General features: G+C 41.0%; 33 protein-coding genes. 23 read left to right on the top strand and 10 right to left on the bottom strand.

The window, feature by feature from the left end:
• Window positions 1–56 precede the first annotated feature (56 nt).
• The 5 genes from hisA to ACFQ1M_RS07170 all read left to right on the top strand — a co-directional run bounded on the left by hisA (window position 57) and on the right by ACFQ1M_RS07170 (window position 3288).
• Window positions 57–785 (top strand): 1-(5-phosphoribosyl)-5-[(5-phosphoribosylamino)methylideneamino]imidazole-4-carboxamide isomerase, encoded by a 729-nt coding sequence (gene hisA / locus ACFQ1M_RS07150; protein WP_386406020.1) that lies wholly within the window; start codon window positions 57–59, stop codon window positions 783–785.
• 93 nt (window positions 786–878) lie between these two features.
• Window positions 879–1391, top strand: a complete 513-nt coding sequence (locus tag ACFQ1M_RS07155) for a DinB family protein (RefSeq protein WP_386406023.1) — start codon at window positions 879–881, stop codon at window positions 1389–1391.
• Between the two features lie 47 nt (window positions 1392–1438).
• Window positions 1439–2194: an imidazole glycerol phosphate synthase subunit HisF gene (gene hisF, locus ACFQ1M_RS07160; protein ID WP_386406026.1), complete on the top strand. Its 756-nt coding sequence runs from the start codon at window positions 1439–1441 to the stop codon at window positions 2192–2194.
• Between the two features lie 66 nt (window positions 2195–2260).
• Window positions 2261–2899 (top strand): bifunctional phosphoribosyl-AMP cyclohydrolase/phosphoribosyl-ATP diphosphatase HisIE, encoded by a 639-nt coding sequence (gene hisIE / locus ACFQ1M_RS07165; RefSeq protein ID WP_386407081.1) that lies wholly within the window; start codon window positions 2261–2263, stop codon window positions 2897–2899.
• A complete protein-coding gene (locus tag ACFQ1M_RS07170) occupies window positions 2899–3288 on the top strand; it encodes a hypothetical protein (RefSeq protein WP_386406029.1) in 390 nt (129 codons plus the stop codon). The genes hisIE and ACFQ1M_RS07170 overlap by 1 nt, the downstream gene beginning before the upstream one ends.
• On the opposite strand, the gene ACFQ1M_RS07175 is transcribed toward ACFQ1M_RS07170, so the two are convergent.
• Window positions 3285–3509 carry a hypothetical protein gene (locus tag ACFQ1M_RS07175; RefSeq protein ID WP_386406032.1) on the bottom strand — a complete coding sequence of 75 codons (225 nt, stop codon included), beginning with the start codon at window positions 3507–3509 and terminating at the stop codon, window positions 3285–3287. The two genes, ACFQ1M_RS07170 and ACFQ1M_RS07175, sit on opposite strands and share 4 nt — an antisense overlap.
• A gap of 222 nt (window positions 3510–3731) precedes the next feature.
• On the opposite strand from ACFQ1M_RS07175, the gene ACFQ1M_RS07180 reads away from it, so the two are divergent.
• The 7 genes from ACFQ1M_RS07180 (at window position 3732) to ACFQ1M_RS07210 (ending at window position 8862) form a co-directional block, all read left to right on the top strand.
• Window positions 3732–4505: a hypothetical protein gene (locus ACFQ1M_RS07180; RefSeq protein ID WP_386406035.1), complete on the top strand. Its 774-nt coding sequence runs from the start codon at window positions 3732–3734 to the stop codon at window positions 4503–4505.
• A gap of 54 nt (window positions 4506–4559) precedes the next feature.
• Window positions 4560–5870 (top strand): carboxypeptidase-like regulatory domain-containing protein, encoded by a 1311-nt coding sequence (locus ACFQ1M_RS07185; RefSeq protein ID WP_386406038.1) that lies wholly within the window; start codon window positions 4560–4562, stop codon window positions 5868–5870.
• Between the two features lie 157 nt (window positions 5871–6027).
• Window positions 6028–6663, top strand: coding sequence for a hypothetical protein (locus ACFQ1M_RS07190; protein ID WP_386406041.1), 636 nt, complete (start codon window positions 6028–6030; stop codon window positions 6661–6663).
• A 144-nt stretch (window positions 6664–6807) separates the two neighbouring features.
• Window positions 6808–7305 (top strand): RNA polymerase sigma factor, encoded by a 498-nt coding sequence (locus ACFQ1M_RS07195; RefSeq protein WP_386406045.1) that lies wholly within the window; start codon window positions 6808–6810, stop codon window positions 7303–7305.
• Window positions 7302–7904, top strand: coding sequence for a hypothetical protein (locus tag ACFQ1M_RS07200; RefSeq protein ID WP_386406048.1), 603 nt, complete (start codon window positions 7302–7304; stop codon window positions 7902–7904). Before ACFQ1M_RS07195 ends, ACFQ1M_RS07200 begins: the two co-directional genes overlap by 4 nt.
• A 56-nt stretch (window positions 7905–7960) precedes the next feature.
• Window positions 7961–8362 carry a hypothetical protein gene (locus ACFQ1M_RS07205; RefSeq protein ID WP_386406051.1) on the top strand — a complete coding sequence of 134 codons (402 nt, stop codon included), beginning with the start codon at window positions 7961–7963 and terminating at the stop codon, window positions 8360–8362.
• A gap of 74 nt (window positions 8363–8436) precedes the next feature.
• Complete coding sequence (locus ACFQ1M_RS07210; RefSeq protein WP_386406053.1) at window positions 8437–8862, top strand: DUF3052 domain-containing protein; 426 nt, start codon at window positions 8437–8439, stop codon at window positions 8860–8862.
• Between the two features lie 55 nt (window positions 8863–8917).
• Here the strand turns inward: ACFQ1M_RS07210 and ACFQ1M_RS07215 are convergent, their stop codons facing one another.
• The 4 genes from ACFQ1M_RS07215 to ACFQ1M_RS07230 form a co-directional block, all read right to left on the bottom strand.
• On the bottom strand, window positions 8918–9448 hold the full coding sequence (locus ACFQ1M_RS07215; protein ID WP_386406055.1) for a hypothetical protein: 531 nt from the start codon (window positions 9446–9448) through the stop codon (window positions 8918–8920).
• 189 nt (window positions 9449–9637) lie between these two features.
• Window positions 9638–10468 (bottom strand): OmpA/MotB family protein, encoded by an 831-nt coding sequence (locus ACFQ1M_RS07220; RefSeq protein WP_386406057.1) that lies wholly within the window; start codon window positions 10466–10468, stop codon window positions 9638–9640.
• Between the two features lie 154 nt (window positions 10469–10622).
• Window positions 10623–11381, bottom strand: coding sequence for an OmpA/MotB family protein (locus ACFQ1M_RS07225; protein WP_386406058.1), 759 nt, complete (start codon window positions 11379–11381; stop codon window positions 10623–10625).
• Window positions 11382–11504: 123 nt separating this feature from the next.
• Window positions 11505–12890 carry an exonuclease domain-containing protein gene (locus ACFQ1M_RS07230; protein WP_386406060.1) on the bottom strand — a complete coding sequence of 462 codons (1386 nt, stop codon included), beginning with the start codon at window positions 12888–12890 and terminating at the stop codon, window positions 11505–11507.
• Window positions 12891–13103: 213 nt separating this feature from the next.
• On the opposite strand from ACFQ1M_RS07230, the gene ACFQ1M_RS07235 reads away from it, so the two are divergent.
• From ACFQ1M_RS07235 to pckA, 3 genes are read left to right on the top strand one after another with little or no spacing between them, the layout of a single operon-like run.
• Window positions 13104–13892 carry a universal stress protein gene (locus ACFQ1M_RS07235; protein ID WP_386406062.1) on the top strand — a complete coding sequence of 263 codons (789 nt, stop codon included), beginning with the start codon at window positions 13104–13106 and terminating at the stop codon, window positions 13890–13892.
• Between the two features lie 34 nt (window positions 13893–13926).
• A complete protein-coding gene (locus tag ACFQ1M_RS07240; RefSeq protein WP_386406064.1) occupies window positions 13927–15768 on the top strand; it encodes an SLC13 family permease in 1842 nt (613 codons plus the stop codon).
• A gap of 35 nt (window positions 15769–15803) precedes the next feature.
• The gene (pckA, locus tag ACFQ1M_RS07245) at window positions 15804–17435 is read left to right on the top strand and encodes a phosphoenolpyruvate carboxykinase (ATP) (RefSeq protein WP_386406066.1); all 1632 of its coding nucleotides are present in this window, start codon (window positions 15804–15806) and stop codon (window positions 17433–17435) included.
• 52 nt (window positions 17436–17487) lie between these two features.
• Here pckA and ACFQ1M_RS07250 read toward each other — a convergent pair whose 3' ends face one another.
• Window positions 17488–18072, bottom strand: a complete 585-nt coding sequence (locus ACFQ1M_RS07250) for a pseudouridine synthase (protein ID WP_386406069.1) — start codon at window positions 18070–18072, stop codon at window positions 17488–17490.
• Window positions 18073–18199: 127 nt separating this feature from the next.
• Window positions 18200–18334: a hypothetical protein gene (locus ACFQ1M_RS07255; protein WP_386406072.1), complete on the bottom strand. Its 135-nt coding sequence runs from the start codon at window positions 18332–18334 to the stop codon at window positions 18200–18202.
• Window positions 18335–18795: 461 nt separating this feature from the next.
• Here ACFQ1M_RS07255 and ACFQ1M_RS07260 point away from each other — a divergent pair, with 461 nt between their 5' ends.
• Window positions 18796–19032 (top strand): DUF1456 family protein, encoded by a 237-nt coding sequence (locus ACFQ1M_RS07260; RefSeq protein WP_386406075.1) that lies wholly within the window; start codon window positions 18796–18798, stop codon window positions 19030–19032.
• A 37-nt stretch (window positions 19033–19069) separates the two neighbouring features.
• Window positions 19070–20422 carry a DEAD/DEAH box helicase gene (locus tag ACFQ1M_RS07265; RefSeq protein ID WP_386406078.1) on the top strand — a complete coding sequence of 451 codons (1353 nt, stop codon included), beginning with the start codon at window positions 19070–19072 and terminating at the stop codon, window positions 20420–20422.
• 26 nt (window positions 20423–20448) lie between these two features.
• Here ACFQ1M_RS07265 and ACFQ1M_RS07270 read toward each other — a convergent pair whose 3' ends face one another.
• Window positions 20449–20892 carry an Lrp/AsnC family transcriptional regulator gene (locus tag ACFQ1M_RS07270; RefSeq protein WP_386406081.1) on the bottom strand — a complete coding sequence of 148 codons (444 nt, stop codon included), beginning with the start codon at window positions 20890–20892 and terminating at the stop codon, window positions 20449–20451.
• 121 nt (window positions 20893–21013) lie between these two features.
• On the opposite strand from ACFQ1M_RS07270, the gene ACFQ1M_RS07275 reads away from it, so the two are divergent.
• The 5 genes from ACFQ1M_RS07275 to ACFQ1M_RS07295 are packed head-to-tail and all read left to right on the top strand — an operon-like array spanning window position 21014 to window position 23481.
• Window positions 21014–21532, top strand: a complete 519-nt coding sequence (locus tag ACFQ1M_RS07275) for a DinB family protein (protein WP_386406084.1) — start codon at window positions 21014–21016, stop codon at window positions 21530–21532.
• 1 nt (window position 21533) lies between these two features.
• The gene (locus tag ACFQ1M_RS07280; protein ID WP_386406087.1) at window positions 21534–21824 is read left to right on the top strand and encodes a DUF1272 domain-containing protein; all 291 of its coding nucleotides are present in this window, start codon (window positions 21534–21536) and stop codon (window positions 21822–21824) included.
• Window positions 21821–22288 (top strand): hypothetical protein, encoded by a 468-nt coding sequence (locus tag ACFQ1M_RS07285; protein WP_386406090.1) that lies wholly within the window; start codon window positions 21821–21823, stop codon window positions 22286–22288. The genes ACFQ1M_RS07280 and ACFQ1M_RS07285 overlap by 4 nt, the downstream gene beginning before the upstream one ends.
• Window positions 22285–22740, top strand: coding sequence for a GNAT family N-acetyltransferase (locus ACFQ1M_RS07290; protein ID WP_386406093.1), 456 nt, complete (start codon window positions 22285–22287; stop codon window positions 22738–22740). Before ACFQ1M_RS07285 ends, ACFQ1M_RS07290 begins: the two co-directional genes overlap by 4 nt.
• A gap of 3 nt (window positions 22741–22743) precedes the next feature.
• Complete coding sequence (locus tag ACFQ1M_RS07295; RefSeq protein WP_386406096.1) at window positions 22744–23481, top strand: DUF6503 family protein; 738 nt, start codon at window positions 22744–22746, stop codon at window positions 23479–23481.
• Here the strand turns inward: ACFQ1M_RS07295 and ACFQ1M_RS07300 are convergent.
• Together ACFQ1M_RS07300 and ACFQ1M_RS07305 are read right to left on the bottom strand one after the other, a co-directional pair.
• On the bottom strand, window positions 23478–23801 hold the full coding sequence (locus ACFQ1M_RS07300) for an ArsR/SmtB family transcription factor (protein WP_386406099.1): 324 nt from the start codon (window positions 23799–23801) through the stop codon (window positions 23478–23480). The genes ACFQ1M_RS07295 and ACFQ1M_RS07300 overlap by 4 nt on opposite strands.
• Window positions 23791–24219 (bottom strand): SRPBCC family protein, encoded by a 429-nt coding sequence (locus ACFQ1M_RS07305; RefSeq protein ID WP_386406102.1) that lies wholly within the window; start codon window positions 24217–24219, stop codon window positions 23791–23793. The genes ACFQ1M_RS07300 and ACFQ1M_RS07305 overlap by 11 nt, the downstream gene beginning before the upstream one ends.
• A gap of 143 nt (window positions 24220–24362) precedes the next feature.
• Between ACFQ1M_RS07305 and ACFQ1M_RS07310 the strand changes: the two genes are divergently transcribed.
• A complete protein-coding gene (locus ACFQ1M_RS07310; protein ID WP_386406105.1) occupies window positions 24363–25028 on the top strand; it encodes a class I SAM-dependent methyltransferase in 666 nt (221 codons plus the stop codon).

Consider the following 25028-nt stretch of genomic DNA (forward strand, 5'->3'; position numbering starts at 1 on the left):
CAACATATTTTAATTATAATTCCGTATCAGCTGCGGAATGACATGAACAATAAGAAATGAGAATTATCCCAGCCATAGACATTATAGACGGCAAGTGCGTACGCTTGTCCAAAGGAGATTACAGCACCAAAAAAGTGTATAATGAGAACCCCTTGGAAGTTGCCAAGGAGTTCGAAGCCCATGGAATTGATCATTTACATCTAGTTGACCTTGATGGCGCTAAGAGTAAACATATTGTCAACCATAAGGTTTTGGAGCAAATCGCGTCCAAAACTAGCTTGAAGATCGACTTCGGCGGCGGCCTCAAATCGGATGAGGATGTAAGAGTCGCTTTTGAAAGTGGTGCCAATCAGATCACCGGCGGAAGTATTGCCGTAAAGGACCCAATAACCTTTAAAAATTGGTTGAAAGGATATGGAAGCGAAAAGGTCATCCTTGGCGCCGACGCTAATAACGAGAAGATCGCCATTTCTGGTTGGCTGGAAGAGAGTGAGCAAGAATTGATTCCTTTTATTCAGGGATATCAAGCCGAAGGAGTTGACTATGTAATATGCACCGACATTAGCAAAGATGGGATGTTGCAAGGCCCATCGTTCGATTTGTATGAAAAAATATTAAGCGCTTGTGACCATGAGCTGAAACTGATCGCCTCTGGCGGGATCTCAACTTTTGAAGAATTACCCAAGCTTGCGGAAATTGGATGTGAAGGCACTATCATTGGTAAGGCCATTTATGAAGGAAGGATTAGCATGAAGCAGTTAGAAAATTATATTTTAGAAGTTTAAAAAGACAAAGGACGAAGGATAGAGATATCCGACAAAACCGAAAGAAGAAAGAATATATAATTCGTTGTTTTGCTCTCTATAATCCTATTTCTCATGGAAGCACAGATCATAGAAGAATTCAAACAAAACGCCATATATCGCCTGGATGAGAGTACACGGATGATAAAAAGAGCGTTGTCCGAAATTGGAGAGGCTGGCGTTTGGGTGCGACCCAACCACGTTTCTAACAGTATAGGGAATCTCATTTTGCATCTCTGTGGTAACATTGGCCAATACGCGATAGCCTCTTTGGGAGAATTGCCAGATGATCGCGACAGAGATGCCGAGTTCAATGCTATGGAGGGTCTCGTGAAAGACGAATTGTTTGAAAAGTTAGATGAGATCGTCAACAAGGCGAAGGCGACCATTCAATATGCCACGGCAGAACAATTGACAAAGAAACGTGAGGTACAAGGCTTTACATTTTCTGGGATTGGAATTGTGATGCATGTGGTAGAACATTATTCCTACCATACCGGCCAGATCGCATTTTGGGTGAAGCAGCTCGTGGCAAAGGATCTAGGTTTTTATGATGGGGTAGATCTCAATATTAAAAATAAGAACTAGATCTTCCAACTTTTGATAGCGGGGAGATCTCAATTCAAAATATATAAATGCTTACAAAACGTATTATTCCTTGTTTGGACATAAAGAACGGGAGGACCGTAAAGGGTGTCAATTTTGTGGACCTGCGAGATGCTGGTGATCCCGTAGCGTTGGCAGACGCCTATTCGAAAGCTGGGGCCGACGAACTCGTATTCTTGGACATATCCGCCACCGAAGAAAGGAGAAGGACCTTGGCAGATTTGGTGCTTCATGTGGCCGAAAAGGTAAATATCCCATTTACCGTAGGTGGTGGCATCAGTTCTGTAGAAGATGTGGACATATTGCTCAAGCGAGGGGCGGACAAGGTCTCCATTAATTCTTCAGCTGTAAAAAATCCTCAGTTGATCAACGATCTAGTGGCCAAATTTGGGTCACAATGTATCGTCGTGGCGATCGATGCCAAAGAAATAGAGGGTGAGTGGAAAGTGCATTTGGTCGGTGGTAAGGTCCCAACAGAACTCGACTTGTTTGAATGGGCAAAAGAAGTCGCGGAACGCGGCGCAGGAGAAATTCTGTTCACCTCCATGAATCACGACGGCACGAAGAATGGTTTTGCCAACGAAGCTTTGGCAAGGCTTTCAGAAATGTTGAATATTCCGATCATCGCTTCAGGTGGTGCAGGCAATACACAGCATTTTGTAGATACTTTCAAAGATGGAAAGGCGGACGCTGCACTTGCAGCAAGTGTTTTCCACTTTAAGGAAATAGAAATTAAAGATTTAAAAAAGGAACTGAGGGACAACGATATTCCCGTACGACTCTGATTGTCATTCCTGCGAACGCAGGAATGCAAAATAGGAAATAGATCAATTAAAAATAGAATCCTGCTCCTGTCTGCCGAAAGGCAAGTTCGCAGGAATGACCGAAAAGCAATGAATATAGATTTTAACAAAAATACCGATGGGCTAGTGCCGGCAATCGTACAAGATGCCGAAACTAAAAATGTGCTGATGCTCGGTTATATGGATCAGGCAGCCCTTGACAGGACGATGGAAACTAAGAAAGTGACCTTCTTTAGCCGAACCAAGCAACGCCTTTGGACCAAGGGAGAGGAAAGTGGTAATTTTTTAGATCTGGTAGCTATGAAACTGGATTGCGATAATGACACTCTTCTTGTTATGGCAAAACCGTCAGGGCCGACCTGTCATAAAGGAACAGATACATGCTGGGCAGAGGATAACAAGCAACATTTTGGTTTTTTATCTCAACTCGAAACAATAATTACAGACAGAAAGGAAAACTCTGAAAATCAGCAAAGCTACATTGCCTCCCTATTTAGAAAAGGCATTAACAAGGTGGCTCAAAAAGTAGGCGAGGAGGCTGTAGAAGTCGTGATCGAGGCAAAAGATGACAATGAAGAACTCTTTCTAAACGAAAGCGCGGACCTGTTGTTCCATTATCTGATACTGTTGCAAGCCAAGGGCCATACCTTGAATGATGTTGTTGAAGTTTTGAAAGTGCGACACTGATGAATTTTTTTGATCAATTATTTTATAAAGTGCTTCGCTATTATCAAGAGCGGGCAAGGAAGGGGCATTTTAAAAAGGCCATTTCCAAAGCTGTCTTATACATCTCTTTTTTGCAGATCAGCACCTTATTACTGGTCGGTTTAATTCTAGTAAAGTTGATCGGACGGTCCTACGCTTTTTCAATGACCGAAACCAATGGGTGGACCCTTTTTATCCTCTCTTCCATCGGAATCTATTTTTATAATACGCTGCATTACAATGGTCGTAAAAGAATGAAGATAAAGAGTGAAATGATAGGGGGGCATAAAAAAACGACCCAAATATGGATATATTGGGTCGTTCCGTTTGCCATGCAGGCGTTAATAATTATTTTTCTTCAAGCTTTTTAGGCGGTCTTTTTTTTGGGTTTGTTATCATCAACCCATTTACCGTTCTTTGATTCTCCTAAAATAACCACTTCTTTTGTAGCCTCATATGCTTTCGCACTTTGTAACATTTGCTTTTCGGTATCCCTTCTAAGTACGATTCCAGTTCTAGAGCCCTTATTTCTGATCTCGATATAAAAACCATCTTTAAAACTGGTAAGAGGCTTGGTTGCTGGTCTTCCCATAAATTATACTTCAATATGTGGATGTAAACATCCGTTTCTGTTAAATTAAATGCAATTATACTATTATTTTAACAATTCTTTGCAAAGGATATGTTAAAGATTCTATCGCTTCTCCTTATCGAGATATAGTCAAATTGCATAATGTGCAAAGTATGTTCATATCTTCTTCCCCTTCGCATCTGAAAATTCATTAATTATGCAACCCAATTTATGAACTAACATATGACGACCATCACTACGATCCCGGTGTACAATAGACGGGGCAAACGCGTTACCAGTATTCACCGTGACGATTTTGTAAAGATCAACGATCCCGAGGAGGCTTTCTTCGATGTTCAGGAGAATTTCGTCATTATTAGAGATCGCTTTTTTCGCCCCCCTCACTTGGTAATGCCATGGACATTTTGGATTCAAGGTGAGAAGGTCTCTTCACAACCATTGCAAAAGCACTGTAAAAAAGTGCTTTTCATATTAGCATCCCCCAATCGATATGAGTTCGATTATTCGAACGAATTCAAAGCGGGGCGGCCATTGTCCAAAAAGTCTTTCGCCAACTTTAGGGAGACCTTTCCGCAACTGATGCAACATCTGGATGGATCTGGAGAGGAATGTTTCGAAGTGACCTTCTACAATATGGTACCGTTCCAAACCTCTCTTTTCCTCCTGTTTAAAAAAAGTGCAGATAAATTGACCCGTTTTAATTGTTGGCTCCATGGTTGGTATGGGATGAAATACCAGAGAGAATTCGAGGCCTTTATCAAAAAGAACCGTTTTGACTATTGCTTCAATGCAAGCACCAAAATGTTCAAAAAGATGGTGTCCCAAGAATTATCGAGACATCTCTCGTGCGAGTACCAATTACATCATCCGGCAAGTAGTTACTGGAGCAGAAAGAAGCTAAATCTAGGGCTCAAAAAGATCATTCACAAAGAGACACAGGAAATGGCACAATGGGAGCAAATCGATTTCGACGACAATACTTTTATAAGTCGCTAAATTTCCATAAATTAAGGGTGTTTAACTGGAAAAGAAAATATCAAAGTTCAAATCATGAGACCAATAATCTTCACATCGTTCAGACATACTATTTCGGTGCAACTATCGACACTGTTTTTAGCTGCACTGCTTCTAGGATTTCAAAATGTAAAAGCGGCATTTTTCCAACAAGAGGAGAGCCAGAATTATGAACAGTACAAAGGAGTGGTAAAAGATAGTGAATCGAAGGATATTCTGGTATTTGCCACGATCGCCATCGAAGGGACCAATATCAGTGTGATCACTAATACCGAAGGGGAGTTTTTATTGAAAGTCCCATCTTCGATGACCGATGCACGGGTAAGAATATCGCATCTGGGCTATGACGATAAAATAATTCCCTTGTCAGAACTTAAATCGTCGAATAACAAGATATACTTGGACATCGCAGTGACCGAACTTTCCGAGGTAGAGATCTCCATGCCAAAAGATGCAGCGGAGGTGGTGAGAAAGGCACTATCAAAAAAAGGAGACAACTATCTTGGTGATCATTCAATAATGACAGCCTTCTATAGAGAATCGATCAAGAAAAGAAGACGGAACGTTTCGTTGTCCGAAGCCGTTGTTAACATTTACAAGCAGCCATACAGTTCTAGCAGAAAGGACGTGATGAAGCTGTATAAGGCGAGAAAGAGCACAGATTATTCAAGATTGGATACCATAGCTCTAAAATTCCGTGGAGGACCATTCAATACACTTTATATCGATTTTATGAAGTATCCTGAGTTCATGTTTGAAAATGGACAGTTGGATTATTACGACTTCAGCTTTGGCCGTACCACCCTTATCAATGAAAAACCCGTATATGTTATCAATTTTAAGCAGCGTCCAGACATTTCGCTACCCTTGTTCTATGGGAAACTTTATATCGACGCGAATACCTACGCGTTGACAAGCGCGATCTATAATTTAAATGTTGAGAATAGAAAGGAGGCCAGCGAGATCTTTGTGAGAAAGAAACCTGCAAGGGCAGAGGTGTATCCCACTCAGGCCGCTTACAGAGTGGATTATCGACAGAATGATGGTAAATGGTACTATGGGTATAGTAATGTGCAAATGGTATTCAAAGTGAAGTGGAAAAATAAGCTCTTCAGCTCTACTTATGCCATCTCTGGGGAAATGGCCATTACCGATTGGAAAAAGAACACCGCAAAGGAATTTGTGCAACCACGTGAACGTCTTCGACCCTCTGTGGTTTTATCAGATGAAGTTTCAGGATTCTCCGACCCTAACTTTTGGGGGGATTACAACGTCATAGAACCAGAAAAGTCTATCGAAACCGCCATCAACAAGATTCGCAGAAAATTAAGGCGGATCAAATCATAGCACTGGCCCGGAAAAAATGTAAGGCATTCTTTTATTTTACTACCAAGGTCCCTGTTAGGCATCATTTTTGTTAAACTATAATTTGTCCTGACATTTATGTTGTTTTTAACGGTCAGAAAAATAAAATGTTGTTATTTTTCGCCCTGTTTAATGAGCTATGATGAAACACCTCTTTATATGGTTAATATTCTGCGCACCGATCATGGTCGTGAGCGCGCAGGATACCATCGTTCTAGATGGTGATAAGAACGGCACCTCTTTTTCCATAGACTCCCCTAAGGGCACTCCAAGCCTGCTATTACCAAAAGAGGAAGAGGCAGCACCTCGAAGTTTTAGGTCCGATGAGGATCAGAAAGCGATCATGCGTACCAATGACCTTGGGTTTCCAGAATATAAGGTAGACCAAAAATTCAAACAAAAGTCGAATGCCCAAAAAGATGACTATAAAGGTATTTACAGACGTAATCAATACCTGGGAGACCTCAGAAACAATGGTGAATTCGTAAAAATACTGTGTAGAGACCATCAATTTGTGGACGGCGACCTGATACGGATCAAAGTCAATGATGTCGTAGTGCAAAGTCAAGTGTATCTCATTGGGGATTACAAGGCGATCAAGGTGGAACTACAATCTGGATTTAACAAAATAGATTTTGAGGCACTCAATGAAGGACAATCTAGTCCCAATACCGCAGAGCTCAGAGTTTTGGATGACCAAGGTAATATCGTGTCTTCCAATTATTGGTTCTTGGGAACTGGCTTCACCGCCTCGATCGTAGTGATCAAAGAATAGCCTCTACTTTTACCTTTTCATAAGAATACGTTCGTATCTCCTTTTATTTTATTTTTCAAAAGCATCTTTATTTTTGGAAAACTAGAATTTAAATGTGATTTTTTTATACCCTTGGATACTAATTGTTCAAATCATTAGCATTCTATGAGTAAAGAAGAGCAGTTCACAAAGCTCATTAAGGATAACGAGGGTATTATCTTCAAGATCACTACGGTCTATACCGACAATCGAGAGGACCAACAAGACCTGTATCAAGATATCGTGTTTCAGCTCTGGAAATATTTTGAAAGTTTTAGAAACGAGTCCAAGATATCGACATGGATGTACAGAGTTGCCTTGAACACAGCCATTACCAGGATAAAAAGAGAAAAAAGAAACGGGCAGAAGGTCGCCATCGATAAAGTAGTGTTACAACAAACAGAATATTATGATGCTGACTTTGAGGAGCGCCTAAAGCTCATGTACGACCATATACAAATGTTGAATGATCTGGAAAAGGGATTGATACTTCTTTTGCTCGAAGGAAAGAAATACGAAGAGATGGCCGCCATCACTGGATTGACCACGAGCAATGTTGGGACTCGAATTTCTAGGATAAAACAGAAGCTAAAATCGACAGTAACAGAAAAACAAGCGAGATGAATATCGAAGAGATGAAAGACATTTGGTCGCAGATGAGCGATCAACTAGAGAAGCAAAAGAAGCTAACTGATAAACTGATCATAGAGATGACAAAAGAGAAATTTAAGAACAGATTCAATGCTATTTCAATGTATGAAACGGCTGGTGCAGTGATTTGTTTTCTAATGGCACTGTTTGTAATTATCAACTTCAATAAATTAGATAGTTGGTATTTGTCACTTTTTGGCCTAATTGTGGTGCTATTTTTAGTGATATTGCCTATTTTATCCTTAAGATCCATCAAGCGAATGAAGACGATCGACATCGTGAGGAATAACTATAGGCAGACAATTGTTGATTTTACAAAAAGGCGAAAATCGTTTTTATTGATTCAGAAGATATCAATGGCCTCAAGTTTTATTTTAATGTTGGTCTCGGTGCCTGTGGCATCTAAGCTGATCGGCGATAAGGATGTATTTCTGATGAATGGCACAAAATGGTTATGGTACTTTGCTATTATGGGAATATTCCTATTCTTCTTTTCTAGATGGGTGTATCGATGCTACAATGGCATATCGAAATCGGCTGAAGAGGTTTTGAAAGAACTAAAAGATTCTTAGCTTTATATACCGATATTAATGAATTATATGTTTTGGCAAATAAATTTTCTTAAAAGATGAAACGATCGATGGTCCTATTCTTAACTGTATCGTTCCTTCTGGGCTGTTCTTCAAGTGACGATGTGAGGAAAGCTGATTATGTTGGGAAAACATTTGACCACCGCTTTTTTGATACATTACAAGAGTGTCTTGATGCACAACCAGATCCGAACTTTTTTATAAATTGCCATCAGCAATTGAGTTTCATTGATCTTGAAACAGCAGAAATTTCACTTACCGATATCATTTACAGAGTAGATTATTCAGTATTTGGTAATAGGGTAACCTTGCGCTCTGGACCCAATACTCTAGAATTTCAGCAGGATATTGTATTTGAGCGTATAAGCGACTCCTCGCTAAGACGGATCTCTGACAACTCGGTCTGGTACGAGCGTAACGGAGACGATATTTGGGAATGATCGCTTGGTTTGATGATCATCTTACCTAAAGAATACTTTGGTACCTTGCTTAAAATAAAGATAACAGATGCAAAATGACGAATGATGCAGGATATTCCGGTACTCCATTAAGTAAGAAACTAGGTTTGAAGGACGGCTTTTCGGTACTGCTGGTCAATCCGCCCGATCACTACTTGAAACTGTTGGGCGACCTCCCTTCAAATATTCACTTTCTAGAAGACCTAACATCCGAGAAGGCGGACTTTATACATTTGTTCTGTACATCCTTATCGCAGTTAGAAAAAAAGGCATTAGCGCTCAAACCTATTCTAAAGAAAACAGGAATGCTTTGGGTGAGTTGGCCAAAAGGTAGTTCAGAAATTCCAACAACATTAAAAAGAGAACCAATAAGAGATCGTTTGACTGCCATGGGATTGGTAGACATCAAGGTATGTGCGGTCGATCAGGACTGGAGCGGACTCAAATTTGTATATCGTGCGAAGGATCGTAGGTTTCTTTGAGTAAGTACAAAAAAAAAGCCTCCTGTAGGGAGGCAGTACTTTTATTTATTCGTTATCAGTCAATAGCTTGATCAACGGTGCCTGTATAGTTCCCCTGCACACGAATACCTCCTGAAACGGTGCAATCCCAGACAAATGTATATTCACCCTCATTAATTTCAACAGTAAGCGTACCACCTGTGATCTGTGCCGTGGTAGTGGCTTGCTCGGTCATGGGATCATAGCCTAAAACCACTTCTCCAAAAAAGGTAAATGCTGTCGCATCATCCAAATTGAATTGGTATGTGCCGGCTTCAATATCAGTTTGATTTTGTATGTCAAAATAGACATAGTCAACTGTACTATCTGCGAGCACATTATTGCCAGTAACACTCATATTGACACCCTTTCCTATCCATACCCTGTTACTGGTCCTGAAAAAATCGATGATCAGTGTGTTCAATTCTACAGTAGTGTCAACATACTCGAAGACATTGTCTGCCTGAAGGTTTGTATCTTGATCGTTATCATCATTACTACACGAGGCGAACATAGTAAAAACTAGAATTGGTAGTAGAATAAGAGGTCTTTTAAAGAAATAGCTCATGATATTAAGTAGTTTTTGTTTTTCGATATTAGGAAAAAGAACTTGAAAATCAAAATTTTATTCAAATTTCCCTTATCAGTTGGGCAAATGGATACTTTAACAATTTGTCAGAAAATTAGGCAAAAAAATGCCGCCTTTGGGGAAAGCGGTATTTTCATCAACCTAACCAAATGGTTATGTCAAGTGCAATTATTCGTTGGTTGCCATAAGGGCTAAGAACTTATCTAAATTAGGAAGAATGACAATTCTAGTGCGGCGATTGCGCGCTTGATTCTCTGCATTGTCATTTGGTACCAAAGGAACAAAACTTCCCCTACCGGAAGCGATCATCTTCGACGGATCTACACCATGTGTCTTTTGAAGCTTTCTTACCACCGATGTCGCGCGTTTTACACTCAGGTCCCAATTGTCCAATAGGTTGGGTCTGCTGTAAGGTCTAGAATCGGTATGACCTTCGACCATCACATCAATGCTGGGTTCAGATTTGATGACTTCCGCAATTTTCGAAAGAACCTCATCTGCCTTTTTGTTGATTCGGAAACTACCAGATTTGAATAAGAATTTGTCCGATAGATTGATCATCACCACAGTCTGGTCGATAGAAATATCGATGTTCTCATCGTTTTTGATATCGTCCGTTAATGATTTGGTGAGATTATAGGTGATGGCAAGATTCATGGAGTCCTTTAAGGTAGAGGCAGTGCTAAGTTGTGAAGCGCTAACGTTGCTCAAGGTCGCACGCATTTTTTCCTTGGCAGCATTGGACACGACAATGGTTCCATCGTCAGACATCGACATTTTCTCGTTGACCTCTTCTTTCAAAGAATTGATCTTGTCGTAATAGGCTTCAACACGCTGCTCTACGTTGGTCATTTTAGACTTTAACTCGTCACGTTCAACAGCAGTCTTTTGTAGTAGGCTTCTGGTTTCTGCGTGCTCTTGCTCTAGAGCGACGTACTTTTTTTTAGAAACACAAGATGCTAGGGCAATCGTTGCTGCGAGTAAAATAACTTTTTTCATTTTTAGGTTATTAGTTATAAATAGAATATGAATAAAAAATATATAATAATTTACGTACCGAAATAGCCATATGGTTCACGTAGCAAACCAGAAAACCTTAAAAAAGTACCCACAGCATTTATAGTTGTTTGATTTTATGAGCGTTACGAATGGATCATTCTTCGATAAGCGATAGATGTTTGTAAATATTAGGGAGGATCAGTATCCGTATACGTCTATTCTTTGCTCTATTTGTTCTATTGTCATTTTCCACCAAAGGCATATAACTGCTTCTACCAGAGGCAATCATCTTCTTAGGGTCGACCTTGTGGGTCTTTTGCAGTTTTCTAACTACCGAGGTGGCGCGCTTCACACTTAGGTCCCAGTTGTCTGCTATACCAGGTCTGCTTATAGGGATGTTGTCTGTATGACCTTCCACCATGATGCTTACGCTATCATCTTCATTGACGACCGAAGCAATTTTGGCAAGAATATCATTTGCGCTCCGTTTGATGCGATAACCACCAGAATTAAACAGTAAATTATTGGCAAGCGATATGGAGATGACTTCTTGGTCAACATATATGTTCACATTGTTGTTATCACGAACTTCACTTCCTAGCGATGCCAATAATCGCTCTGCAAGCTCATTATTGCCTGTCGCATAGCCAACTCCGTTACTACCAGGGGATTCCTCGATGGACGCTTCATCGCCAACTACTTCTTTCTTTAAATCGTTGATCTTGCTATAATACGTGCTTATACGCTTTTGTATATGTCCCATTTTCTCATTCAGCGCATCGCGTTCTTCAGTGATGGATTTTAATTGGGTTTTGGTTTCCTCGAGATCGTTTTGAAGTGCAAGATGCTCCTTTTGGGATACACATGAAGATAAGGCCGCAGCGGCGACCGCAAATATTGCGATTTTTTTCATTAATTAATTAGGTTATTGGTTGGACGCCTAAAATTAACACTTATGTCTTACTTTTCATAGAAAAAACCGAAAGTTATAATTTCGTTTCTTGCGGGCCATTTTCTATTTGCCCAAGCATAAGTTTCACCCAAAAGAGGTCATGAGAGGGAACTCATATTTTTTCTCAGGTCTATCAGATAAATACCAACGGATGATTCTCTGTACGTCTTCATTGTCTTTTTGCGGTAGTATATATCCCTCAATATCTTCGAGAGAATTGATCGTGGCAGATTTTTCAATGTATCCATAACCCACATATCCTCCGTTCTTTACCAAAACTACTGCATCCTCATTCGCATGTCGTCCTTTTTCTTTGATGATAAAGGTTTCTTCGAGGATTGTTAAAGAATCAATGGCCTCAAGGACCCTTTGGTTATAGGTAGTGATGGCCTCTTTATTTTCACAAACACCAGCACAATTTTGAATAGAAAAGTGACTTCCACAGTTTCCATTTTCCATAAGCTGCGTATACTTTGGGCAAAGCTGATATTCCCGACAAAGATGCTCGATAAAAATCCTGACCGAAGTGATACTGTCAAAAGCCGCTATCGAGTTTTGCGAAAGTCGCAGGTCATTGTAGGCGATCCTCAAGATGCCGTTGCGATCCTCATAAGTAATTAGGCCAAATCGTTTGTTGTTACGTTTCTGGGCAGCATTGTGTCTGGGGTAATGGTGTTTGATCTCTGCAGACTCCAATAGCAAGGCGATCAATTCGTTTCCGGTCTCACAGTGGTCGATATTGTAAATCTCTCTTCGGATGGCTGATTCTTTCTTCGATTTTGAATAAAAATGCTGAAGTACCCGTTTTTTAATATTGATCGCCTTTCCTACGTAAATGATCTTTGCGTTCTCATCCCGAAAATAGTACACGCCTGGCTTTTCTGGGAGCTGATCGATGATTGATGCTTCAAGATTCGCTGGGAGCGTAGCTTGCTTGCTTCTGGGATTGAGGAAGTTCTTAAACACTTCTGCAGCATTTTGCTGTTTCAAAAGCAACTCAAACAACAAAACTGTGGCATGCGCATCACCACGGGCACGGTGCCGATCGCTCAATGGAATGTTGAGGCTGTTGCATAGTTTTCCCAAGCTGTATGATCTAAAACCTGGAATCAGCTTGCGCGATAGGCGCACAGTGCACAACTTCTTTCGCTGAAAGTCGACCCCAATGCGGCTGAACTCTTCTTTTATTACATTAAAATCGAAATTGACGCTATGGGCAACAAAAATGACATCTTCGGTCATCTCTAGCACTTTAGGGGCAATTTCTTCGAAAAGAGGTGCATCATACACCATACCGTTATCGATACCCGTAAGGGCTGTAATGTAGAAAGGGATCTCCGACTGTGGATTCACCAGCGTGCAATATTCGTCTACGATCTGATAGCCATCGTGCTTAAAAATGGCGATTTCTGTGATGCGATTCCCTCTTAAGGTGCTTCCTGTGGTCTCGATATCGATGATGGCATACATGAATTCAAAAATACGCAAAGAAAATATTAAGGAAACTATCTATGACAACGTTTTCGTAATTAGGATTTTTCATTTTAAGGATACTCCAGGCCCTGATAATTGAGGATTTAGCATTTGTTAGAAAGGCTGATAATTATCATTTAAATCCTTGTATTAGTTAAGGAAATTTGCTTACAACAATGACTATTAAAGCAATAACTAAAAAATGCAACTATGGACACCATTAAAAAAATTCTAGTTCCAATTGATTTCACGGTAACTTCTAGAGGTGCTTTGAAGTGTGCTATGGAATTTATCAAAAAGGATAAGATCACCCTTCAATTTCTCTATACGACCGCTACACCCATAAATAGCGAAGAGACCAAAACGATGAACAAGAAGTTTAAAGAGTTTATCCAAGATCTTCGTGTGGATTCAAAGGTCAAATATGAATTCCTCATAGCATCGGGACCGTTGGTACCAACCATATTAAAAATAAAGGAATCCAATGGCGCCGACTTGATCATCATGGGCACCAAAGGTTCTACCCTTAGCGAAGAGATGACCGTTTCTAATACAGTTGACTTGGTTCTTGAGGCCGATTGCCCTGTGCTTGTGATTCCCGTAGGCACTATCGATTTTAGTGTAAAGAAAATTGCCCTGGCCATAGGAAAGAACGAGATCGATGATTCGTCTGCCCTTCAGGTACTGCTCGATGTGGCAAGATGCTTCAATGCAGAGGTGCATGTGCTTACCGTAGACCCAGACTTGACGGGATACAGTAAAGTGGATGAGAAGAATGAAAATATTCTTGAGTATTACCTAGAGAACTTCTATGCGCATCATTCATTCCCTGAAGAGACGGATATTGAAAAGGGGATCTTTGATTACGTCAAGAATAAAGATATTGACATGCTGGCCATTCTGCCTCGAAATCATTCCAAAAATGGAAAGCCTTCAGAGGGTAGACTTACCAAATTGTTAACGATGCATACCAAGGTGCCATTACTAACGATTGATTAATTCGTAATTGCGTGTATCGCATTACTTAAAATGTATGGTAACATTATTGTTAGTGATCTTGTTCATCACCATCGGATTGTTCATATGGGGCAAGTTTCCGCCAGATGTAGTAGCATTGATGTCAATGCTCAGTTTATATCTCACAGGAATCTTGGACGTAAGTGAAACATTCAGCGGATTTAGCAATACGACGGTAATCATGATCGCAGCCCTGTTTATTATAGGCGAAGGTCTCTCCCAGACCGGATGGACAGCGATCGCAGGAAAGAAATTTATAGAATGGTCCGGGAAGAGTGTAAAAAAGTTATTAGTCATTGTTACGCTCGGATCTGGTTTCTTATCAGGATTTGTAAGTAATACAGGAGCAGTTGCTACACTTCTTCCCGTGACCATATCAGCAGCTTGGAGTGCTGGCACATTACCTTCAAAACTATTGATGCCGGTGGCCTTCGGGTCAAATACAGGAGGATTGTTGACCTTGACAGGGACCCCTCCGAACATCATCGCCAGTAATGCGCTCTTGGAGCAAGGTTTTGAAGAGTTATCGTTCTTTGAATTTAGTTTGATTGGAGTACCGTTATTGATCTTAGCGATTGTATACTTCAGATATATTGGTTTTAAGATGTTGCCCAGTTATAGGACGAAGAATCGTCCAGTAAACATCGATTCGGAAATGCACAAATGGATCGAAGCCTATAGACTGGACAATAATTACTTTAAACTACGTGTTCGTTCCCTTTCTCCGCTCATTGGCACTAAAATGAGTGATTGGAATTTTGAAGAGGACTTTGGCGTCTCGGTCATCCGACTTAAAAGAAGGTATCCAAATCTTCTCAAAGGGAATCCGGCCAACATTGAATTTCCAGCTGCAGAGACCGTCTTTCAATATCATGATATCCTCACAGTACAAGGAGAGACGGAGGCTATCAATAAATTGATGATCAAATTTAGACTAGGTCTGTGGAGGTTGGAGGACATCAATGAAGAGTTGAAAGATAATCTGATCAATCAAGAAGTGGGAATGGCAGAGGTGATCGTTACGCCCAAATCCTTGTTCGTCGGCAGAAAGATCAAATTGGGCAATTATTTCAAAAGATTTGAGATTCAGCTTTTGGCCGCATCTAGAAATAACAAACCTCTAGAAGACAAAGAGATCAAAGTAAAGGCAGGCGATGCTTTTTTGATCCGTGGTCGATGGGAAAGCATAGGAGAGCTCAAGTCGCTTTATGAAAATTTGGTCATTTGTGGTAGTCCAGAAGGCATGGCCAAAAATGTTGAAGAGTTGACCCCAAGATCATATATCGCTATGGGCTCTTTGATCATGATGATCTTACTTTTAGTGTTCAAAGTGGTTCCAGGTGCCGTAGCAGCGATGATTGGCGCAGGTATCATCTTGTTGTCGGGATGTGTACCCATCAGCAAAGCCTACAAGGGAATCAGCTGGGTAAGCGTTGTGATGATCGCCGCCATGATTCCGATGGGATTGGCATTGCAGAAGACCGGGGTCGCGCAGATGGCCGCGGATGGTTTGGTCGATCATTTGGGAAAATTACACCCCTTGATGCTGTTGGGAGGCGTATTTCTTTTGACCACGATCTTCAGCCAAATGATCAATAATTCGGCAACTGCGGTATTGATGGCACCCATTGCAATCCTAGCGGCAACTTCGCTGGGGCTGTCGCCAAAACCTTTTATGATAACAGTGGCCATCAGTGCTTCAACCGCTTTTTTAACCCCAATTGCGACCACGACCAACGCCATGGTGATGTCTGCTGGAGGTTACAAATTTGTAGATTATCTAAAAATAGGAGGGCCATTACTGGTACTCTTCTTTATAACAACATTGACGCTTGTGCCATTGATTTGGCCGTTTTAAGAAAATTGAAATAACTTTATTATTTAACAACTATTATGGAAGATATGACAATGACCGCAAAAAAACTGAACTTAGATGGGTATGGCATTAAAAATGCCACAGCTCATAGGAATCTCCCTGCCGAAGAGCTTCAACGAATCACCGTTGAAAAAGGTATGGGTGTAGAGATTGCAAATGGCACCTTGGCCATCAACACTGGTAAATTTACTGGAAGATCGCCACAAGACCGTTTTCTCGTAAAAGACGAGTATACAGATGGTAAAGTATTCTGGAACAAGATCAACAAGCCGATCTCTACAGAGAATTTTGACAAGTTGCAGAACGAGGTAGTCAAATACCTATCTGGCAAAGAGCTTTACGTTTGGGATGCCGCAGTGTGTGCAGATCCTAAATATCGCTTAAATGTTAGAACCGTAGCTGAATACCCTTGGTCCAACTATTTTGTGAAAAATATGTTCCTGCGATTGAATGAGGAGGAACTCGCAAACTTCGATGAAGACTGGTTGATCCTTTGTGCACCAGGCTATGAGACACCAAGCCCGAAGGAACATGGTATCCGACAAGGAAATTTCTCCATTTTGAATTTCACTAAAAAGATCGCCTTAGTTGGCGGGTCGGCCTATGCTGGCGAAATGAAAAAGGGAATCTTCTCTGCTTTGAATTTGATTCTCCCAACGGAACATAATGTGCTACCGATGCACTGCTCGGCAAACGTTGGCGATGATGGAGAAACCGCTATTTTCTTCGGCCTTTCCGGTACTGGAAAAACAACCTTATCGGCTGATCCAAACAGGAAATTGATCGGAGATGACGAACACGGCTGGACTCCCGAGAATACCATATTTAATTTTGAAGGAGGTTGCTATGCAAAGGTGATCGACCTCACCGAGGAAAAAGAACCAGACATCTATAGAGCCATTCGACCTGGCGCGATGTTAGAGAACGTCATCATCGATGAGAAAGGTGAAGTTGATTATTTTGACAGTTCGATCACCCAAAATACTCGAGTGAGCTATCCTCTAGATCATATCGACAATATTCAATTGCCATCATACGCAGAGAACCCTAAGAATATTTTCTTCCTTACTTGTGATGCCTTTGGTGTACTTCCACCGGTATCGAAGCTGACTCCTGGGCAGGCCGCCTATCATTTTATTTCAGGATATACTGCAAAAGTAGCAGGTACAGAGGCCGGTATTACTGAACCCGTCCCGTCATTCTCCGCATGTTTTGGCGAGCCGTTCATGCCGTTGCATCCTACGAAGTATGCTGAAATGCTTAGCGAAAAGATGGAAGAAAACGGAGTCAATGTGTGGTTGATCAATACGGGTTGGAGTGGAGGCCCTTACGGTGTTGGAAGTCGTATAAAATTGAAATACACCCGTGCGATGATCACGGCGATCCTCAATGGAGAGCTTCAGGATGTCGATTATGAGCAACATCCGATCTTTGGACTATTCATGCCAAAATACTGTCCTGGAGTACCTTCCGAAATGCTGGACCCAATGAATACTTGGTTGCAAAAAGGTGCCTACGTGAGCAAATCGATTCAATTGGCGCATTCATTCCATTTGAATTTTGAAAAATTTGCTAGCGAAGCGTCTGAGCAGATCATTGAGGGTGGACCGCTGATCGATGAGCATCATCATCTTGGAGACCACGTCTAAATAATAGTTATATGTTGAAGTTAAGGGCACTGAAAAGTGCCCTTTTTTTTGATCAACATTTCATTGATGAGATTTGCACGACCTCTCCCGAAACCATTCCATCAATGGTTTCCTCACCAATTCTATACCTTACCAAACGCAGCGTGGGAAAACCTGCAGCCGAGGTCATCTTGCGCACTTGCCTGAACTTTCCTTCTGTGATGGTGATCGAAATCCAAGAAGTTGGGCCATGCCTGTCATCGCGAATCTTTTTACCTCGTGCTGGAAGCACTGGGGTATTACCTAGTTTCACTGCTTTTGCGGGTCTAGTCAAATAGGGAGCTCCATCGACCGTAATAGTAACACCGGTCTCTAAATGGCGAATAGCCTCGGAGGTGATGGCTCCATCGACTTGTACGTAATATTCTTTTTCTATAAACTTACTTCGTATACGTTGACTTAGCTTCCCATCTGTTGTGAGCAACAGTAGACCTTCCGATTGTTTGTCCAAACGGCCAATGGCCATGAGGCCTTCGGGGAAGTCATAAAGGTCACCAAGCATCTTTCGTTTGCCTTGCCGCTGTTCGTTGTTCACAAATTGGCTTAGAAAGCCGAAGGGTTTGTAAATCTTATAATGGGAGTGTATGACTTTAGACATAGTTCATCAATGGCGGTGATCTTTCGCTATAAATTGATAAAATTATGAAGTTTTTCTTCAGCCGAACATAAAAAAAAAGGCCAAATGATACTAAATCTCATTTGGCCTTACAGTCACTGATCTAATTTCAAAAAGCATAACGTTTGTTCTTTATGAAGAATATTTTTTCTTGGTGAAGCTGTTCGCTAATACTACACTTGAGTGCCTCTTGCCGCTGCATCTCAAACTCGATACGCCTTCTGATGTTTTGCAACGTTCTCATAACGGTCTAATTTTTGTTGATTGATAAATACTACTTATCGGTAGCGTCTCTTTGCATTCCATGCATAACTCTTAGAGTTGATCGGCTTGCTTGTAATTTGGTTGTTGTCCAGTGTTCTCATGATGTTTGTTTAAAATAGATTGATTAATTGATTTGTCACTTATCTGTAACGTCTCTTTGCGTTCCAAGCATAACTCTTAGAGTTGATTGGCTTGCTTGTAATTTGGTTGCTGTCTAGTGTTCTCATGACTAAAAATTTATATGGTTTTTAACTTGTTTACACTCAATAGACGACGGGAAAACATTTTTGTTACAGTACTATGCATAACAAAGTAGTAATTTAACGATTGTTTAACTTTCAACGCTGTAGATATTAGTGGTATCGCAGCGATAGCTATCTAAAATAAATATCTTTGCGTAAAGGATATTTAGGTTTCATTGAAAACAGCTAGCTTTGCGGTATGGGATTGAGTAACAATGATATTTTTAAAAAGCTAAGGGTAGCACATAAACTACGCGACGAGGATATTGTAAAAATATGTGCTTTGGTAGACTTTAAAGTCACCAAAAGTGAATTGGGCGCGATTTTCAGGAACGAGAACCATCCAAAATATGTGGAATGTGGGGATCAATTCCTTCGTAACTTCCTCAATGGTCTTGTGATTCATTTGCGAGGGCCGATGCCCAAGAAAAAATAGTACTTCACTTAGTTGTTTATCTGTAAAAGCCTATCTAATGGATTCTTTTGAAAGCTTCAATCTGTCAAAACAACTGCACTACGCCATTGACGACCTAAAATTTGAAAAGCCCACCCCAATCCAGAGTGCCGCTTTTTCGGTGGTGCTTTCGGGCAGGGATGTCGTTGGTATTGCACAGACAGGTACGGGCAAGACCTTGGCATACATGCTGCCAATTTTGCACGAGTTGAAGTTTTCTAAACAAGTTACACCACGGATACTGATTTTAGTTCCAACTAGAGAACTGGTGATACAAGTGGTTGAGAAGATCGAGAGCTTTGCCAAGTATATCAACCTTCGGGTATTGGGAGTCTATGGAGAAGCAAATATCAATTTGCAGCACCAGGCCATAGCACAAGGAACAGATATTATTGTGGGCACACCTGGTAGACTATATGAGTTAGTAGTGACCAGGGCGTTGAAACTGAAGGCTATAAAAAAGCTTGTGATCGACGAAGTGGATGTGATGTTGGATCTTGGTTTCAGATTTCAACTGGCCAATATTTTCGAATTGCTTCCCGAAAGACGACAAAATATTATGTTTTCTGCTACGATGACCGATGATGTAGCGATGTTGATCGAAGATTATTTCATAGAGCCGGCGAAGGTATCGGTAGCCGTAAGTGGCACTCCACTTGATAATATCGCACAATCTTGCTTCTTTGTTCCTAATTTTTACACCAAAGTGAACCTCTTGTCACACTTGCTTCAAAATAAAGAGGTTTATAGCAAAGTATTGATTTTCGTTGCTACCAAAAAACGCGCAGATAAATTGTTCGAAGCCATAGAAGACGATTTTGGTGCGGAAACTTGTGTGATTCATTCTAATAAGACCCAGAACTACAGAATTCGCTCGATCGAGCGGTTTGATGAAGGTATTGACAGGATACTGATATCAACTGATGTGATGGCACGCGGGCTAGACCTTGACAGGATCACGCATGTCATCAATTTCGACACACCCAATTTTCCAGAGAACTATATGCATAGAATTGGAAGGACCGGTCGCGCAACACAGGAAGGAGCAGCTATTTTATTTTCAACCGAAAAAGAAAAAGCGGCTAAATTGCGTATCGAATCTTTGATGTCGTATACCATTCCCAAGAATGACCTTCCCGAGGAAGTGGAAATTTCGGAGAAGCTGCTGCCCGAAGAAATGCCAAATGACGATAGCATGGAAGGGTTTACCGTGGAAGGAGAAACTCCAAAACCTCATGTTCATGAGAAAAAGGAAAAGAATAAAAAGACAAATCAAGGTGGGTCTTACAGAAGAGAGGTTGCTAAGAAATACAAGAAGCCCAAGACCAGAGGTGATAAGAACTTCAATCGTCGAAAAAAGAATAGAAAATGATCACCATCGATTCTAGCAAAGGATAACTAGAAATTTGTACTGTAGATCTTAGAATCCACTATTGAAGAAAGAATCAGCGAAGTGGTCAATTCTCCATAATGAGCGAGTTTAAGATTCAATGCTTCTAAGTGTTTCGGATCTCTAACATATCCCTTCATCAACATACAGTCATTGCCAGTAAGTTTGTGGCACTCCAAGATCTCTGGAACGGTCTTGATGTATTCTGTGAATTTTTCCACTTGACCAAAGCGTATCTTAATAGAAATATATACCCCAAGCGAGTAACCCAGAGATTCCATATTCAATTTAGCAGTATAGCCATCGATTATACCTGCATCCTCCATCTTTTGTATACGCTCGGCAACAGAAGGCGAGGAAAGTCCTACTTTCTTTGCAATTTCGGTGAGTGAGGCCCGTGCATTTGACTGAAGTTGTCCTAAAATTAGCCAGTTTAATTTATCAACCTTCATTTTTAAACTTTTTAAATTAAAAGATATTCAAAATTAAGGTAAAAAATTCTATTTGCCATTTTATCGAATTGTAGACTTGTGATTTTCTGAATATCTTTGAATAGACCAACACAATAAATACATGACCACAAAAGATTTACAACCAAATGAGTTTCACGAATACTACGGAAGGTATATCGACAAGGTCGATGATAACTGTCCGTTAATTGAAGCTTTCGAAAATGGGAAGGCGAACGTCACAGATTTCTTCGGCACGATACCTAAAGCCAAACAACAATTTCGATATGCAACCGACAAATGGAGCATCAAAGAGGTCTTTCAGCATTTGATAGATACCGAGCGGATCTTTATGTACCGATGTTTTCGAATCGCAAGAAATGATAAGACGCCTTTGGCAGGTTTTGACCAGAATGTTTATATAGCACCCTCCGCTGCCGATCAAAAATCGATGTATGCGTTGCTGGCGGAATTCGAAGCGGTCAGGGATCATTCGATATCGTTACTTAAGAGCCTGTCCGAAGATGATCTAGCATCTATAGGGAATTCCAATGGCAGTCCAATGTCGGGCCGAGCGGCTGCCTTTGTGATTCCAGGACATGAGATCTGGCATATGGATGTTGTTAAAGAAAAATATCTATAAAATGTTGGAAATAAGACCTCATTGCGAACATTGTGGCAAAGCGCTTGCGAATACGTCCACCGAAGCGATGATCTGCAGCTTCGAATGTACCTATTGCCAAGCTTGCGCAACACAGATCTTTAAAAATGTGTGCCCGAGTTGTGGTGGCAATTTTGAAAAACGACCAATAAGACCCTCCAAAATGGTCGCTAAGTATCCTACATCCGATAAGCGATTACATCTACCAAAGGACTTGACAAAAGCCTTACAACTTATCGAGAAATATGGCCACCTAAAACCCGAAGAACGATGAAATACCTTGAAAAATATAAAGATCGTGCTATTGACTTCTATGGCGTTGTGAATGTTGATGATTGGTCAGTGAAAACATACACGTTGACCAAGGAGCAGCAATTTGGTGCTGATGACGTACGCAACAAAGTACTGGTACAATTGCCAAGTTGGACGAAAATTGCAGATGATACATCCCTTGAAGTTTACAAGGTGGGCATATTAATGATTCACGAGGCTAGGGAAGGGGTTTGGATGCTGTTCAATTGGTGGACCGGCGGTGAAATGTTGGACACCCGATTGTTCTTCGCTGATTATGAGACCAAGTGCATACAGACCTCAGAACACGGAAACGCACTAAAGTGCATTTGGGAGTATGAGATTCTAACGCACGAGCGACAATCATGGATCGACCATGTTCTCAGTAGCCCAGAACATCCCGATTTCCATGCCTATATAAATGATGGCTATTTAACAAAAATATGAGAATCGCACCAACGATTCGCTTTGCAACTAAAGAGGATATTTTACAAATAGTGGAATTGTGCGAAGCGCATGCCGATTATGAAAAAGCAGTATATGATGCCGAAGGCAAGGTTCAACTATTGGGAAAAGCGCTCTTTGGACCATCTCCTAAATTTTTCTGCCTAGTGGCGGATAAGGAGGGAACGCTTGTTGGTTATGCGACCTATATGAAACAATTCTCTACCTGGGATGCAGCGGCCTATGTCTATATGGACTGTCTATATCTTAAGGAATACGTACGAGGTCTTGGTATTGGCGCAAAATTCATTGACCGGATCCGTGACGAAGGAAAAAAAATAGGCTGCGACACGATGCAATGGCAAACACCAACATTCAATGTCCGTGCAATTAACTTTTATGAACGACTGGGAGCACATTCTAAGACCAAAGAGCGATTTTTTCTCGATATTTAAAGCATGAGACCATGCTTGAAACCAATACGACCACTATTGCTCTTACTACTTCCTTTAGTGATAGCCTGCCAACCGCATCCAAACGCCAAAGCCATAGTCGACCGTGCGATTGAGCAACATGGCGGCACAGAAACTTGGCAGCGAATCAAAACCATAAAGTTTGATAAGACCAGCATTCTGTACTTTCCCGATGGAAAAGTGGAATCTAAGGTCACACAACACCAATCATTTCAATACCATCCAACTTATATGATATCTATTCGCTGGGAACAAGATGATAAGGACTTCTTGATCACTTCAAATGGTGATCATGTAGCTAAATCCGTGAATGATTCAATTGTGACCGATCCAAAAGCATTGGATGCTGCTAAAAAATCGGTATTGGCTTCGGAATATGTGATTTTTTTGCCCTTTAAATTAAAGGATGATAATACGGCATTACACTATGCCGGTACTGCAACATTCAATAATGATGAAGCACACCTGATCAACACCACATTTTCAGAGAAAAGAGATAATGCAGACCAATGGACCTTCTATTTTGAAAGAGACAGCTACCAACTTTTAGGGTATAAGGTGGTCCACAATGGTAAGATCAGTCTTGTGGAATCATTGGAAACCAACACAGATACAGGTCTGCTGTTGGATGCTCATCGCAAAAGCTATTTCTTGGATAGTTTAGGAAACAAAGAATATCTCAGGGCCGAATTCTTCTATGAAAGCTTTCAAATTTTGTACTAGGCCTTCTTATCCAAATAATTGCCCAATCTTCCAATAGCGTCATCCCAGAATTGCTCGTAGAACTTCATCCACTCATTTACTGCTTTCAATGGTTTCGGATCGGCGTAGCAAAAGCGCTCTCGGCCTTGTGTATTGATGTGGACCAATCCCGCATCTTCAAGTGTCTTTAAATGTTTGGTAACCCCTTGCCGAGTCATTTCGAACTGACTGGAGATATGGGTTATTGGCAATGCGGTAGCAGCCATGACCAAGGCGTGAAAGATCTCACGCCTGGTTGGGTCTGCAATGGCCTTGAGTACTTTAGTGATCTTATCCTGCATGTACAGCCTCTTTTAGGTAGCCTTCTAAGTCCACGATGCAATTGGACCAGCCTTTATCAAAGCTATTAAAAAAGGATACGGCACTAGCATCTGGATAATTGGCAATACCAGAATGTTCCAAATAGAGTTTTGTGCCGTTCTCTACAGTTTCCAACATCCATTTTACCGTGGTCTCTGCAGACGTCTTTTTCACTATCCAGGTGTACACCAATGTATAAGGGTTCGCTTCTTTGACGACACCAGTGATCTCTGCACAGCCGTTTTCTTCACTCGCTTTGAAGGTATACTTGTACCCAGCTTCAGCCTTAAAGTCGGCCTTGATGAACCATGCCGAGATCTCTTCGGCCTTTGAGATGGCATCCCATACCTTATCGATAGGATGGTGAAAGATGTGTTCTTTTGTGATCAGGTCATTCATAATGATTCGTTTTATTGATTAATATGCAACTTTATGGTTGCTAATATATGAAACATATTTGAATGCGCAACTAAAAAGTTGCATATACTTACTTTAAGGGTTTCTTAAGAGTAGGGAAGTGGCTATTTCTTTATCTTTCATCTATGAAAGCTAACCCAACTTTGTTATCCGCCTTTTTAGTTCTTTTGATTCAATCTTGCGGCTATGGTCAATATGTTGAAGATGATTGGACAGATCGCGATACTTGGATGGATGTGGAAAATTTATTTGAAGCAGTTGGATTAAAGCCTGGAAACCAAGTTGCCGATATTGGCTGTCATGAAGGGTACTTGACCATTCACTTGGCAAAGAAGGTGGGTACCACAGGAAAAGTATTTGCCGTGGACGTAAGAGCCGATCGTCTTAAAACCTTGGAAAATTACTTGAAGCACCATCAGTACAGCAATATAAGAACGATTCTAGGAGACTATGATAATCCTAAACTACCAAGAACTACGCTTGATGCTGTCTTTATTGTGGACACCTATCATGAGATGAAAGACTACATGACCATACTATCCCATGTAAAGAGATCACTAAGACCGGGAGGACGCATTTTGATCTTAGAAAAATTGAAAGACCGCATCAAAGGTAAGAGTCGTGCCGAGCAGACCGCAGCACATTCTCTTGCCATGCACTATGTAAAACAAGAATTACATGAGGTAGGATTCACTATCCTAAAGGAGGTCGATGATTTTGGCGAATGGGAGAATGACCCTACTAAGATTATGTGGTTCTTGGTGGCTGTAAAAAACCCAACAACGGATTGA

It is taken from the genome of Sungkyunkwania multivorans, from assembly GCF_042675645.1.
Classification (GTDB): Bacteria; Bacteroidota; Bacteroidia; order Flavobacteriales; family Flavobacteriaceae; genus Sungkyunkwania; species Sungkyunkwania multivorans.